The organism is Acidovorax sp. SRI_002, from assembly GCF_057586455.1.
This window is the reverse complement of record NZ_JBYCZW010000006.1, coordinates 290,430-303,779: the sequence shown is the minus strand read 5'-3', so window position 1 is coordinate 303,779 and position 13,350 is coordinate 290,430. Positions and strand designations below refer to the sequence as shown.

The 13,350-nt window shown below is 64.4% G+C and carries 12 protein-coding genes; 6 read left to right on the top strand and 6 right to left on the bottom strand.

The window, feature by feature from the left end; translation table 11 throughout:
* Positions 1 to 138 precede the first annotated feature (138 nt).
* Positions 139 to 1,056, top strand: a complete 918-nt coding sequence (locus AC2YJX_RS18285) for a LysR family transcriptional regulator (RefSeq protein ID WP_487256883.1) — start codon at positions 139 to 141, stop codon at positions 1,054 to 1,056.
* 226 nt (positions 1,057 to 1,282) lie between these two features.
* Here the strand turns inward: AC2YJX_RS18285 and fabB are convergent, their stop codons facing one another.
* The 6 genes from fabB to AC2YJX_RS18255 all read right to left on the bottom strand — a co-directional run bounded on the left by fabB (position 1,283) and on the right by AC2YJX_RS18255 (position 7,231).
* The gene (fabB, locus tag AC2YJX_RS18280; RefSeq protein ID WP_487256882.1) at positions 1,283 to 2,506 is read right to left on the bottom strand and encodes a beta-ketoacyl-ACP synthase I; all 1,224 of its coding nucleotides are present in this window, start codon (positions 2,504 to 2,506) and stop codon (positions 1,283 to 1,285) included.
* A complete protein-coding gene (gene fabA / locus AC2YJX_RS18275) occupies positions 2,503 to 3,024 on the bottom strand; it encodes a 3-hydroxyacyl-[acyl-carrier-protein] dehydratase FabA (RefSeq protein WP_008907199.1) in 522 nt (173 codons plus the stop codon). The genes fabB and fabA overlap by 4 nt, the downstream gene beginning before the upstream one ends.
* Before the next feature lie 159 nt (positions 3,025 to 3,183).
* Positions 3,184 to 4,791 (bottom strand): apolipoprotein N-acyltransferase, encoded by a 1,608-nt coding sequence (gene lnt / locus AC2YJX_RS18270; protein WP_487256881.1) that lies wholly within the window; start codon positions 4,789 to 4,791, stop codon positions 3,184 to 3,186.
* Positions 4,791 to 5,675, bottom strand: a complete 885-nt coding sequence (locus AC2YJX_RS18265) for a CorC family transporter (RefSeq protein WP_055396869.1) — start codon at positions 5,673 to 5,675, stop codon at positions 4,791 to 4,793. Before AC2YJX_RS18265 ends, lnt begins: the two co-directional genes overlap by 1 nt.
* A 114-nt stretch (positions 5,676 to 5,789) precedes the next feature.
* Entirely contained in the window at positions 5,790 to 6,527 is a 738-nt protein-coding gene (locus AC2YJX_RS18260) for a GNAT family N-acetyltransferase (RefSeq protein WP_055396871.1), read from the bottom strand.
* 221 nt (positions 6,528 to 6,748) lie between these two features.
* Complete coding sequence (locus AC2YJX_RS18255; protein ID WP_055396873.1) at positions 6,749 to 7,231, bottom strand: Lrp/AsnC family transcriptional regulator; 483 nt, start codon at positions 7,229 to 7,231, stop codon at positions 6,749 to 6,751.
* A gap of 163 nt (positions 7,232 to 7,394) precedes the next feature.
* Here AC2YJX_RS18255 and AC2YJX_RS18250 point away from each other — a divergent pair, with 163 nt between their 5' ends.
* The 5 genes from AC2YJX_RS18250 (at position 7,395) to phhA (ending at position 12,574) form a co-directional block, all read left to right on the top strand.
* Positions 7,395 to 8,336, top strand: coding sequence for an esterase/lipase family protein (locus AC2YJX_RS18250; RefSeq protein WP_487256880.1), 942 nt, complete (start codon positions 7,395 to 7,397; stop codon positions 8,334 to 8,336).
* Between the two features lie 3 nt (positions 8,337 to 8,339).
* Positions 8,340 to 9,329 (top strand): lipase secretion chaperone, encoded by a 990-nt coding sequence (locus AC2YJX_RS18245; protein ID WP_487256879.1) that lies wholly within the window; start codon positions 8,340 to 8,342, stop codon positions 9,327 to 9,329.
* Positions 9,330 to 9,515: 186 nt separating this feature from the next.
* Positions 9,516 to 10,628: a 4-hydroxyphenylpyruvate dioxygenase gene (gene hppD / locus AC2YJX_RS18240; protein WP_056059508.1), complete on the top strand. Its 1,113-nt coding sequence runs from the start codon at positions 9,516 to 9,518 to the stop codon at positions 10,626 to 10,628.
* Positions 10,629 to 10,701: 73 nt separating this feature from the next.
* Entirely contained in the window at positions 10,702 to 11,670 is a 969-nt protein-coding gene (locus tag AC2YJX_RS18235; RefSeq protein ID WP_218298896.1) for a Bug family tripartite tricarboxylate transporter substrate binding protein, read from the top strand.
* 64 nt (positions 11,671 to 11,734) lie between these two features.
* Positions 11,735 to 12,574: a phenylalanine 4-monooxygenase gene (gene phhA, locus AC2YJX_RS18230; RefSeq protein ID WP_121507627.1), complete on the top strand. Its 840-nt coding sequence runs from the start codon at positions 11,735 to 11,737 to the stop codon at positions 12,572 to 12,574.
* Positions 12,575 to 13,350: the final 776 nt, after the last annotated feature.

Below are 13,350 nucleotides of genomic sequence, written 5' to 3'. Positions count from 1 at the left end.
GCCGCATCCTATGAGAAAGCAGAACACAGTCATGCGGAATAATTGACCCACCCTTATGAATTTCACTCACACCCCCAACACCTCCACCCGATCCCAGTATTCGGGTCGCACAGGCACACACACCGGAGCAGCGCTGGAATGAACCTGCGGCAACTGGAAGTTTTTCAGGCCGTGCTGCAGACCGGCAACATGAGCGCAGCGGCGCGCCTGCTGTGCATCACGCCCTCGGCGGTCAGCAAGGCCATTGCGCACACCGAGCTGCAGCTGGGCTACCGGCTGTTCAACCGCACACCTTCGGGCTTGACCCCCACCCCCGAGGCCCAGGTGCTGGCGGCCGAATCCACTGGCATCTACCGGCAGCTCGACGCACTCAAGCGCACCGCGCGCAACCTGGCCACCAGCGATTCGGGCGATGTACGCCTGGGGGCGATCCCGTCGATCACCCACGAGTTTCTGCCGCGCCTGTTGCAACACCATGCCGAGCAGCATCCGCAGGTGGGCGTAGAGGTGCGCACCATCCACCAGGACCAGATGACGCAGGCGCTGCTCACGCGCAGCGTGGACTTTTGCCTGGGTTTCTACAAACACCCGCACCCGCAAATTGCGAGCGACCTGCTGGTCAGTGGTCGCCTGTACCTGGCGGTGGCGACCAGTGTGTGGGCACGTGCACCCCGTGCCGCCAGCCCCGGCGCGCGGCTGGCGCAGGTGCCGGTGATCCGCCTGGTGGGCGACGACCCCATGCGCCAGGCGATTGACGAACTCGCGCAACGGCTGGGCTCTCCCGCCGGGCCTGGCATCCAGGTGCAGACATCGCGCCTGGCGCTGGAACTGGTGCGCCGGGGCATGGGCTGGACGGTGGTGGACTTTCTCACCGCCAAGGGGCTCGACCCCATGCAGATAGTGGCGCAGGAGCTGCACGAACTGCCCCCCATGTCGCTGTACAGCTACCATGCAAGGGCGTGGCCACCAGGACTGCAGGCCACGCGCATGCTGGCCATGCTGCCCACCCTGCTGCACGAGGCCCTGCAGCCCAACCCCAAGCCTGCCAAGCGCTAGGAGGCTGCGCGGCAGAAGGAGCATCGGCTGCAACGCGCGATAAACCGGTCTCGCGCGGTACTACCTCCTGCGCCCAGGGACCCACCCTGGGCTTGTCGGTAGCTCCACGCGATCCTCGGTTTTCGCGCGTTTCGCTTCGATGCCTTCCGCCGCGCAGCCTCCTAGCCCATGAAAAACGGCCTGCATGTCCAAAGACAGGCAGGCCGTTGCAGTGGGCAGGCTGCGGTCAGTGGTTCCAGCGGCGCAGCACCAGGCTGGCGTTGGTGCCCCCAAAGCCGAAGCTGTTGGACAACACCGTGGTCAGCTGCGCATCGCGCGTTTGCGTAACCAGGGGCATGTCACCCAGTGCCGGGTCGGGCGTTTCCACGTTGGCAGAACCGGCGATGAAGCCCTTGTTGAGCATGATCACGCAGTAGATGGCCTCTTGCACACCCGTGGCGCCCAGCGAGTGGCCCGTGAGCGACTTGGTGGACGAAAACGGCGGCACCTTGTCGCCAAACAGGGCGCGCATGGCGCGCACTTCCTGCATGTCGCCCACCGGCGTGGAGGTGCCGTGGGTGTTGATGTAGTCGATGGGGGCGTCGAGCCCTTCCATGGACTGCTGCATGCAGGCAATGGCGCCATCGCCCGAGGGGGCCACCATGTCTTCGCCATCGCTGGTGGCGCCAAAGCCCACCACTTCGGCCAGGATGGTGGCGCCGCGCGCCTGGGCGTGTTCGAGGCTTTCCAGCACCACGGCTCCGCCGCCGCCGGCGATCACGAAGCCGTCGCGGTTCGCGTCGTAGGCGCGCGAGGCCTTCTCGGGCGTGGCGTTGTACTTGCTGGACATGGCTCCCATGCCATCAAACAGCAGCGACATGCCCCAGCTCAATTCCTCGCCACCACCCGCAAACATCACGTCCTGCATGCCCCAGGCAATCTGCTGCGCGGCTACACCGATGCAGTGGGCCGAGGTGGAGCAGGCCGAGGTGATGGAGTAGTTGATGCCCTTGACCTTGAAGTTGGTGGCCAGGCAGGCAGAGACGGTGGAGCTCATGCAGCGCGTGACCTGGTAGGGCCCGACGCGGCGGATACCCTTTTCGCGCAGCGTGTCGGCCGCCTCGATCTGGTTGGCAGGCGATCCGCCGCCCGAGCCCATGATGAGGCCGGTGCGCGGGTGGCTAACCTGCTCAGGCGTGAGACCCGCCTGGGCAATGGCATCTTCGAGCGCGATCTGCGCATACGCGGCCGCATCACCCATGAAGCGCAGCTGCTTGCGGTCGATACGCGCCTCGATGTCGATCTCGGGCGCACCACCCACCTGGCTGCGCAGGCCCAGCTCGGTGAATTTTTCGACGGCCTTGATGCCGCTTTTGCCTTCACGCAGGGAGGCTTCCACGGTGGCCAGGTCGTTGCCAATGCACGAGACGATGCCCGCGCCGGTGATGACTACGCGCTTCTTGGTGGTCATGCTGCGTCCTTGCCGTCTTCCTCGCGCTTGAACAAGCCCACGCGCAGGTCATTGGCTACATAGATTTCCTTGCCATCAGCCAGCAGGCGGGCATCGCCAATGGCCATGACCAGCTTGCGCTTGATGACGCGCTTGATGTCGATTTCGTAGGTGACGAGCTTCACGTCCGGGCCCACTTCGCCGGTGAACTTGACCTCGCCCGCACCCAGCGCACGGCCCCGGCCGGGCAGCTGCAGCCAGGTCAGGTAAAAACCGATGAGCTGCCACATGGCATCGAGACCCAGGCAGCCGGGCATGACCGGGTCGCCCTGAAAGTGGCAGGCAAAGAACCACAGGTCGGGTTTGACATCGAGCTCGGCGCGGATCTTTCCCAGCCCGTGCGCGCCACCATCGCTGTCGATGTGCGTGATGCGGTCAAACATCAGCATGGGCGGCAGCGGCAGGCGCCCGCTGTCGGCGCCGAACAGCCGGCCCTCGCCCGAGGCGATCAGTTGTTCGTAGGAAAAGGAATCTGCCATTTTCAGTCGTGCTCCAGAACAGCGGTTGGCCCGCCTCAAATCATCGTTGTATGCAATACAGCCCCGTCTTGCGGGGCTCTATTATCAAGGCATAGGGAGCTGCCTCTAAACAATGGCCTGCCAAGCCACCCGCCCCGCCCTGTCGGCGCCTGACCTGGATCAATGGCGGCGCGCCCCCATGTCCTTGTTTCTGGCCCACACGCCAAGCGCCAGCATCAGCGCCCCGAACATCCAGAGCGGCCACAGGCCCCAGCGCGACACCCACCAGGCGTAGGGCGTGATGGCCCAGCCACTTTGCGCATCCAGCCCCCGGCCTTGCACCTCGCCCTTGAGCACGCCGCGTGTAGTGCGCGCCAGCTGGTGCGTCACCACACCCCGGTGGTCGATGATGGCGGTGGCGCCGGTGTTGGTGGCGCGCACCATGGGGCGCTCGAACTCCAGGGCACGCATGCGGCTGATCTGCAGGTGCTGGTCAATGGCCACGGTGTCGCCAAACCAGCCGATATTGCTGAAGTTGACGAACACCGTGGGCGCCTGAGCCGGGTCGATGAAACGAGCCCCCAGCTCTTCGCCAAAAAGGTCTTCGTAACAGATGTTGGGCGCAATGCGCTGGCCCGCCCAGGCAAAGGAGGGCTGCCCCACCACACCCCGGTTGAAGTCCCCCAACGGAATGTTCATCATGGCCGTGAACCATTTAAAGAAGGGCGGGATGAATTCGCCAAACGGCACCAGGTGGTGTTTGTCGTAGCGGTAGGGCGTGGCCCCGGTGGCGGGGCTCATGCCAAGCACCGAATTGGTGTAGCCCTGCGCCTCATCGCCCAGCGGAATGCCCAGCAGCGCGGCCTGCGGACCCTGCGCGTAGCGCTGCTGGATGCCTTCCAGATAGCCCGGTATGAGCTGCTGGGGCAGCAGCGGGATGGCGGTTTCCGGCGCCACCACCAAGTCGGCCTTGGCGTCGCGCAGCGCTTCGGCATACCACTTCAGTGCCAGCGGCACGCCGCTGCCCGACTGGAATTTCTCGTCCTGCGGGATATTGCCTTGGAGGAGTTCCAGGGTCATCGCGGGCACCTTGCTGCGGACAGTTGAGCTGCATGCACAAAGTAGCTGCGGACTTAACCCAGCGGAGACCACCAGCAATACCAATACCCAGGTGCGCCAGCGACTAAGATCCGCGCCACGCAACTGCACCCCATACATTGCGAGTACAGCAGCCATGGCCCCGATGCCATAAACGCCGACGTAGCGCGCCAGCGCCGCCAGCGGCCCATCCACATGGGCATAACCGCCAGCGCCCCAGGGGAACCCCGTCCACAGGGTTCCGCGCGCCAGCTCAGCCACCAGCCAGAATGCTCCAAAAATGATAGCTGTTAGCGATTTACTGGTAAGCGCCAGGCGGCAAAAAATCCCCAACATCGCCGCGTAGTAGCTGGCGAGGAACGCCGCCAGCCCCAGCACCGCCGCCACGGCCAGCGGCGCTGCCAGCCCGCCGTAGGTGTGCATGGAGATGAAAAGCCACCAGAAGGTCCCGGTCAGCCAGGCCGTGGCAAACAGGCCACCGATGACCGCGCCCCGCTGCCAGGAGACAGACACGGTGGCATGTGGTCGCACCAGCCAGGCCAGCACCGCCATGGAGGCGATCTGCAGCCACCACTGTGGCTCACCGCTCCAGGGCCAGGCCAGCGAGGCCGCCTGCGCCACGCCGGCAGCCACGGCCAGCAGCGCCTGCAGGGCCAGCGGCAGCCCCGGCGTGGAGGTAGCTCGGGCCATCAGTCGCTGGCGCTGGCTTCTTCGACCCGCGACACCTTGAACCAGCGCACGGCGCCGCCCTTGGTGTGCAGCACGACGAAGTGCAGGCCGCTCAGCTGCAGGTGCTCGCCGCGCTTGGGCACATGGCCCATTTCATGGGCAATCAGGCCGCCGATGGTTTCGAAGGTTTCATGGGGGTCGCTGCCCTGAACCAGCACATCAAACGCCTCGCACACCCGCTCCACCGAGGTGTCGCCACTCACCCGGTAGGTGCGGTCGGCCAGGCCAAAGATGTCGCCGTCGTCTTCGGGGATGTCGAACTCGTCCTCGATCTCGCCCACGATCTGTTCGAGCACGTCTTCAATGGTGATGAGCCCGGCCATGCGGCCAAACTCGTCGATCACGATGGCCAGGTGGTTGCGGTTGCCGCGAAACTCGCGCAGCAGGTCATTCAGGCCCTTGCTTTCAGGCACAAAGGCGGCCGGGCGCAGCAGCGCTCGGATATTCAGCTCCGGCGCCCGCTGCAACTTGAGCAGGTCCTTGGCCATGAGGATACCGATGATGTTCTCGCGCTCGCCCTGGTACACCGGAAACCGCGAGTGCGCGGTGTTGATGACAAGGTGCAGCATCTCGTCAAACGGTGCGTCGATGTTGACGAGGTCCATGCGGGGGGCGGCCACCATCACGTCGCCCGCCGTCATGTCGGCCATGCGGATGACGCGCTCCAGCATCACGCGCGAATCGGCCCCAATGACCTGGTTGTCTTCGGCTTCGGCCAAGGTCTCAATGAGTTCTTCCGTGGAGTCTGGCCCCGGATGGATGAACTCGGCCACTTTCTGCAGGAAGGTGCGCTTGTCTTCCCTCTCGGGTGGTCGCCCGGGGTGCGCGGGATGCGGGTCAGACACTGGAGTGCACGACGTGCGGTAGTGAATCAGGCCCCTAGGATAGCGGATAGTTGTGACGGCCCGCTACGCAAACCCCGCAGGCCGCGCAGCGCGACCTTGGGATGGATGGACGGACTATTCAGCAGATTGGTGGCGCGCGTGCTGCACGCCACTGCGCACTTCCTGCACGCTGGCCAAAAAGTCCCAGAACTGCTTGGCCTGCTTCTTGATCTGGTAATCCACCTCGGCGAACTGCTGCTCGACCATCTCGGTCATGCGCGTGTCCAGGCTGGCCGGTTCGATCTGGAGGTAGGCTTCGGACTCCGAACCATCGCGGCGCACGGTGGCACCGGCCTTGCGGGCAATTTTCAGCATGGCGGTGTTTTCGGAGAGCGCATGGATAAAAACCATGTTCACACCTTCATTGCGCGCATGCATCACGGCCCGCTCGAACAGGCGTGCGCCGAAGCCCCGGCCACGCGCCTGCTTGAGCACCGACACGCCAAATTCGGCGCAATGTTTGTACTCTGGGTGCTCCGAGAAGGCCAGATGCGCCATGGCGATCAGTTCGAGGCGGCGGTTGTAGATGCCGAAGATCTCGTCGCGGTTGAAGTCGAGCTGCTCGGCATAGCGCCGGATCTGCTCGTCGTTGGCGGCGTAGCCAAAACGCAGGTAGCGGTCTGCGGGCTCCAGCTGGAGCAAATGTTGGGTGATCCGCTCCCGGTAGGAGGGACCCAGGGCACGAATGGGAACCATCACGGGGACCTCCTGCTTGACGCGAGTTTCATGGGCAGGCGATTCGCCCATCACCGGGCGCAGCATATCCCTGCCTGCATACCAGGATGCCTTGAGCCAGTCTTTGGTTGCGATCATGGCTGCAAATATAAGGGTTTTCCCTCATTATTTCCAGCAAAAATGCTGCGCTGCAACAAATTAGTGAGGTAGCTCAAACCTGTTCCAAACAGCACTCCTGCCCCACTTGGCAAGCTGGGCGCCTCCGCCAACGGCTTCCCGCAAGGGTATAGCGGCATGGGGCGCGGGGCAACATGGGGTGTCACGCTCGCGGCACCTTCAGCACCCGTTCAAAAGCCTATTTACACCGGCACGGCCGTGGTCGCCTTCACGCGGTCCAGCACAAAACTGGTCTTGCAGTCCTGCACGCTGGGGTGTTTGAGCAGCGTGTCCATGATGAACCGGCTGTAGTGCGCCATGTCGGCCACCACCACGCGCAGCAGGTAGTCCATCTCGCCCGTGAGCGACGCGCACTCCACCACTTCGGGCCAGGTCTGCACGCTGGCGCGGAACAGGTCCATGGGGTTGCGCTTGTGGCTTTCGGTGTGTTTTTCGAGGCGCACATTGAGGTAGGCCGTCAGTCCCAGGCCCACGGCCTCGGGAGGCACCAATGCAACGTACCGGTCGATGACGCGGCTTTCCTCCAGGCGCTTGACGCGGCGCAACACTGCACTGGGCGACAGGCCCACCTGCTCACCGATGACGTCGTACGTCTCACGGCCATTTTCTTGCAGACGGCGCAGGATGGCCCTGTCCAGCTTGTCGAGTGCGTTTAAAGCTTGCATGGCGCAAGATTTTACGAAGTTTTGACTTTTCGCGCCTTCTGAATTGCAGGCTCGGGTATGTCCCGATAGTGACTCCACACGAAGAAAAGAAGAATAAACCTCGCAAAAACGAACGGTCGTTCTTTTTTGCGGATACAAAAAACATACCTATGGAGACAACTGCATGACCGGATTCCTCAGCCGCTTTTTGCGGCGATTTGTTCTGGCCGCGACCGCCGCATTGCTGCTCGTCGGCGCCAGCGCGCAAGCCCAGACGGGCACCACCCAGACCCGCTACCCCATCGTGCTTGTGCACGGACTTTTCGGGTTTGATTCGGCCCTGGGTGTCGACTACTTCTACGGCATCCCTGACGCCCTGCGCCAGGGCGGCGCCAAGGTCTACGTGGCCCAGGTGTCGGCCGCCAACAGCACCGAGGTCCGGGGTGAGCAGCTGCTCGCACAGGTGAACACCATCCTGGCCATCACCGGCGCGGCCAAGGTGAACCTGGTGGGGCATTCGCACGGCGGGCCTACGGCACGCTACGTGGCCGGGGTGGCGCCGGGCAAGGTTGCCTCGGTGACCTCGGTCGGTGGGGTCAACCGGGGATCGCGGGTGGCGGACATCATGCGTGGCGTGGCACCCGCGGGTTCGGTCTCCGAAACCATCGCCAACGGGGCGACGTCGGCGCTGGTCGCGCTGATCAACCTGACTTCGGGCGGCTCGGGCCTGCCGCAGATGCCTACCGCCGCGCTGGACTCGCTCACCACCGCCGGTTCCGCCGCCTTCAACCGACGCTTTCCGCAAGGCGTCCCCACCTCTGGCTGCGGTAGCGGCGCGGAACTCGTCAACGGCGTGCGCTACTACTCCTGGACGGGCACCAAGACCCTGACCAACGTGCTGGATGCCAGCGATGCCCTGCTGGGCGTGCTGGGCCTGGTCTTCGGCGAAGCCAACGACGGCCTGGTGTCGGCCTGCTCCTCGCGTCTGGGCAAACACCTGGGCGACTACCGGCAGAACCACCTCGACGAAGTGAACCAGCTGCTGGGCCTGCGCGACTGGTTCTCCACAGACCCAGTGACGCTGTACCGCCAGCACGCCAACCGCCTCAAGGCACAGGGCCTGTAAGCCGTGAACCGCGCCCGCGCCTTCGCCGCAGGAGTGGCACTGGTCGCCGCCACGGCCACCGTGGTGTGGTGGCCGGGTTCGCAGCAAGGCCTGCCGGGCGCGGTGGACCCGCGTTCGGTGCCCGGCGCGGCGGCAGCGCCAACCGGCGGTGCAGGCCAGAGCCTGTCGGCGCGGCCCATGGAGAGCAGCTTCTTTGCCATCCGCCGCGCCACCGACCCCGACCGCGGTGAAGACCCCCTGCTGGTGCACGGCCTGCGCGACACGCTGGAGGCACTGCTCACAGAAGCCCTGGAGGACGGCGCGACAGACCCCGCCGCACTCAAACAACGCCTGGCCGCGCTGGTGGGCAAACACTTCCCCGCAGCCCTGGCCACACGCGCATTGGCACTGGCCGAGCGCTACGTGGACTACCGCGTGGCGCTCGGCCAGCTGCGCCCGCCCCAGGACCCCAACGACCCCGGTGCCCTGCGGGAGGCGCTGGAAGCCCGCCACAAAGTGCGCCAGCAGTTTTTTGACGGCCCCGAACACGACGCCCTGTTCGCCCGAGAGGCGGAGCTGGACCGCTACACCCTGGCACGCCTGGAGATTGCCCGCAACACCCAGCTCACCGCCGAACAACGCGCCCAGGCCCTGCGCGATGCAGAGAACGAATTGCCTGCAGTGCGCCGCGCCGAGCGCGCCGCCACCACCGAACACCTGAACGCCGCCGCCCAAACCGCCGCGTTCAACGCGCAAAACACCGACGAACGCACCCGCCACGCGGCCCGCAGTGCGCAATACGGCGAGGCCGCCGCCCACGCCATGGCCCAGCTCGACCGGGAAGAACAACACTGGCAGCAGCGGCTTGACCAGTACAACCAGACGCGCGGCCAACAAGGCGAAGGCCCCGCATTGCAGCAACTGCGCCAGCAGCTTTTCTCCGCCGAGGAGCAACAACGCATCGACGCCGCCCTGGCGCTGCGGCGCCTGCCACCTACTGCGTCAGGCTCCTGAGCTCCCCTGGCCCCACGCAAGAGACAGCCGCCACATACCGGGGTAGCGCCCTCGTCTTGCGCTGAAATTTGATCATTCACAACATTCCTGCAAATCGGAGGCCCACACCTCTTGATTTCGCCAGAAACATGAGGCAGGGCGCGCCTACAGTCCATGACATTCCTCAACGAATGCCGGAGACACCCCATGAACGCCGCCTTGCCGCAAGAAACCGCCGCCCAGCTCGAAGCCTGGGACAACCCCATGGGCCTGATGGGGTTCGAGTTCGTCGAATTCACCTCGCCCCAGCCCGGCGTGCTGGAGGCCGTGTTCGAAAAGCTGGGTTTCACCCTGGTCGCCAAGCACCGCTCCAAGGATGTGGTGCTGTACCGCCAGAACGGCATCAACTTCATCCTGAACCGCGAGCCCCACAGCCAGGCCGCCTACTTTGGTGCCGAGCATGGCCCCTCCGCCTGTGGCCTGGCCTTCCGTGTGAAGGATGCGCACAAGGCTTACAACCGCGCACTGGAGCTGGGCGCCCAGCCCATCGAGATCCCCACCGGCCCCATGGAACTGCGCCTGCCCGCCATCAAGGGCATTGGCGGCGCACCGCTGTATTTGATCGACCGGTTTGAAGACGGCAAGTCCATCTACGACATCGACTTCGAGTTCATCGAAGGCGTGGACCGCCGCCCCGTGGGCCATGGCCTGAACCTCATCGACCACCTTACGCACAACGTGTACCGCGGCCGCATGGGCTTCTGGGCCAATTTCTACGAGAAGCTATTCAACTTCCGTGAGATCCGCTACTTCGACATCCAGGGCGAATACACGGGCCTGACCAGCAAGGCCATGACGGCGCCCGACGGCAAGATCCGCATCCCGCTGAACGAAGAATCCAAGCAGGGCGGCGGCCAGATCGAAGAATTCTTGATGCAATTCAACGGTGAAGGCATCCAGCACATCGCGCTGATCTGCGACAACCTGCTGGACGTGGTGGACAAGCTGGGCATGGCCGGCGTGCAGCTGGCCACCGCGCCCAACGAGGTCTATTACGAAATGCTGGACACCCGCCTGCCCGGCCACGGCCAGCCTGTGCCCGAACTGCAGTCGCGCGGCATCTTGCTGGACGGCACCACGGCCGACGGCACGCCCCGCCTGCTGCTGCAGATTTTCTCCACCCCCATGCTGGGCCCGGTGTTCTTCGAATTCATCCAGCGCGAAGGCGACTACCGCGATGGTTTTGGCGAAGGTAACTTCAAGGCGCTGTTCGAGTCGCTGGAGCGCGACCAGATCCGCCGTGGCGTGCTGAACACCTAAGACATCAGACATCCAGGGTTAACCCTGAACAGGTGCCTATACTGCGCGCTCCCCGGAACTCATAAGGATCCCGATGTCGCTCCGTAGCACCCTGTTCAGTGTTGGCCTGACCTGTGTGGCCACCTTTGCCATGGCCCAAAGCCCCTCTGCCCCGCTCACCATCGTGGTTCCCTACCCCGCTGGTGGTCCGCTGGACACCTCGGCCCGCATCGTGGCCGAGGGTGCTGCAGCCCAGCTTGGCTCCATTACCGTGGAGAACAAACCGGGGGCGGGTGGTAGTACCGGTGCCGACCAGGTCGCCAAATCACCCAAGACCAGCAACCAGGTGCTGATGGGCGCCGTGGCCACCCACGCCGTCAATCCCTGGCTGTACAAGAACTTCCCTTACAACGCGCTCAAGGATTTCAAACCCATCGCGCTGGTAGCCCGCACGCCCAACGTGCTGGTGGTGAATGCGGAGCAGGCGGTCAAGCTGGGCATCAAGACCACGCCCGACCTCGTGCAGTACCTCAAGAAGAACCCGGACCAGGCCAAGTACGGATCGGGCGGCAACGGCAGCATCGGCCACATCTCGGCCGAGATGTTCAAGTCGCTCACCAACACCAAGATGGGCCACACGCCGTTCCAGGGCTCCAAGCCCGCGCTGGCGGCACTGGAATCCGGCCAGGTGCTGATGGTGTTTGACAACCTGGCCTCGGCGTTGCCGCAGATCCAGTCGGGCAAGCTGCTGGCGCTGGGTGTAACCACGTTGAGCCGCAACGAGGCGCTGCCGAACGTGCCCAGCATCAACGACAGCGTGCAGGGCTTCAACGTGTCGACCTGGTTCGGCCTGTTCGCGCCCGCCTCGCTGCCCGATGCCGACGCGCGCCGGTATGCCAATGCGTTCTCGGCAGCGATGCATTCGCCCGCTGGCAAGGAGAAGTTCAAGAAGATGGGCATCACGCCCGAAGAGCTGACGCTCGACGGGTTTGCGCAGTTTGTGCGCTCGGAAAACAGCAAGTACGAGTTCCTGATCCGGGCCGCAAAGATCAAGATCGATTAGCAGCCGCATGGGCTGGTGCGCACCTCCGTCGCGGTGCGCCGACCATGGCGGCAAAGGAGAAAAAATGGGACAAGCCCCTGTCGTCTATGGCCAATCCACCCGCCCCCCGCGTGGCGACTACTCGCGTGCCAACGCGGACTACACCTGCCCGCAGGACTACGCGAGCTACACCGCCGCCGACCACGACACCTACCGCCGTCTGTACGAGCGCCAGCGCGCCCTGCTGCCGGGCCTGGCCAGCCAGGCGTTCATCGACGCCCTGCCCTCACTGGGCGCGAGCGACCGCATTCCGCGTTTTGAAGAGGTGAACGAGCGCCTCTACAAAGCGACCGGCTGGGAGCTGGTGGGAGTGCCGGGTCTGATCCCCGAGGTGCCCTTTTTCACCTTGCTGGCCAACCGCAAGTTCCCGGTGACGGACTGGATCCGCAAGCCCGAGGAGTTCGAATACATCGTCGAGCCCGACATTTTTCACGACCTATTCGGCCACGTGCCGCTGCTGTTCAACCCGGTGTTTGCGGACTATGTGCAGCGCTACGGCCAGGGCGGTCTGAAGGCTCAAGGGTTGGGGTCGTGCGAGATGCTGAGCCGCTTGTACTGGTACACGATCGAGTTCGGGCTGATCCGCGAGGCGGGGGAGTTGCGAGCCTATGGCGCTGGCATCCTGAGTTCGTCGGGCGAACTGGCGTATTCGGTCCAGAGCCCGGAGCCGCAGCGGATTCCGCTGGCGCTGGAGAGGACGATGCGCACGAAGTACAAGATCGATACGTACCAGCAGACGTATTTTGTGATCGACAGTTTTGAGCAGTTGTTTGAGATGACGGCGGCGGACTTTGCGCCGATCTATGAGCGGCTGCGGGGGTTGCCGGAGTTTGCGGCGGATGAGCGGGAAGCTGTTGCGGCTTGACTTTTCGAATGAAATTGGCTGCTACCGCTTTTCTATAAAGCACCAATAGCTACTATTTTCATAGCATTCAGCGGCCGTACGGGCTGAACCTGTTGAAGCTTTGGCGTGCTAATTTGGAAGGCTTGCCTGTGTTTCAGGGCGGAGGCCGGGAGTCGCCCGGCATGCGAGTAACTTTCTTTCGCGTCGCCGAAAGAAAGTCACCAAAGAAAGGGCAGACCCTGCTGTCTGCGACCCCTTCGCTGCGCTACGGGGCAACCTGGGGTGCTCGGTCACGGGGTGCGCCGCAGAACTCAGTGCGCGCTGACGCGCTCCGTTCAAACAACTGCGGCGAGTCAGTTCACGAAGCGCGTGTGTCCTTCGGCACACGCGCCACCCCGCGCCCTGCGCGCCCCAGGCGCTTCCAGAAGGGAACCCGCGAATCGGACATCCACACGGGCCATCGCTGCACTCGGCCCAGCCTGCGCAGCGCGAGGCGCTTGCGCCCACGAGATGGGGCCGAGCGCAGCAAAGGCCCGTGCGGCTGCTTGGCTGTTCGGCTGTTGGATGTTCGACTGCCCAACCCCCTGCTGGCTGCGCCTGCGGCGGGGCGGTTGTGGGGTGGCACGCACGTCGGAGCGCGCGTGCTTCGTGAACTGAATCGCCGTGGTTGTCCGAGCGGCGCTGCGCAGCAGCAAAGCGAGTTCCACGGCGCACCCCGCAACCGCCCCGCCGCAGGTTTGCCCCTTCGCAACGCGAAGGGGTCGCAGACTGGGGGTCGCCTTTCGTTTGGGTACTTT

What these genes read in the sequence shown, in the direction of transcription:
- AC2YJX_RS18285 (WP_487256883.1), top strand. Translation starts at nt 139, where the DNA reads ATGAACCTGCGGCAACTGGAAGTTTTTCAGGCCGTGCTGCAGACCGGC.
- fabB (WP_487256882.1), bottom strand. Translation starts at nt 2,506, where the DNA reads ATGACCACCAAGAAGCGCGTAGTCATCACCGGCGCGGGCATCGTCTCG.
- fabA (WP_008907199.1), bottom strand. Translation starts at nt 3,024, where the DNA reads ATGGCAGATTCCTTTTCCTACGAACAACTGATCGCCTCGGGCGAGGGC.
- lnt (WP_487256881.1), bottom strand. Translation starts at nt 4,791, where the DNA reads ATGGCCCGAGCTACCTCCACGCCGGGGCTGCCGCTGGCCCTGCAGGCG.
- AC2YJX_RS18260 (WP_055396871.1), bottom strand. Translation starts at nt 6,527, where the DNA reads ATGATCGCAACCAAAGACTGGCTCAAGGCATCCTGGTATGCAGGCAGG.
- AC2YJX_RS18255 (WP_055396873.1), bottom strand. Translation starts at nt 7,231, where the DNA reads ATGCAAGCTTTAAACGCACTCGACAAGCTGGACAGGGCCATCCTGCGC.
- AC2YJX_RS18250 (WP_487256880.1), top strand. Translation starts at nt 7,395, where the DNA reads ATGACCGGATTCCTCAGCCGCTTTTTGCGGCGATTTGTTCTGGCCGCG.
- hppD (WP_056059508.1), top strand. Translation starts at nt 9,516, where the DNA reads ATGAACGCCGCCTTGCCGCAAGAAACCGCCGCCCAGCTCGAAGCCTGG.
- AC2YJX_RS18235 (WP_218298896.1), top strand. Translation starts at nt 10,702, where the DNA reads ATGTCGCTCCGTAGCACCCTGTTCAGTGTTGGCCTGACCTGTGTGGCC.
- phhA (WP_121507627.1), top strand. Translation starts at nt 11,735, where the DNA reads ATGGGACAAGCCCCTGTCGTCTATGGCCAATCCACCCGCCCCCCGCGT.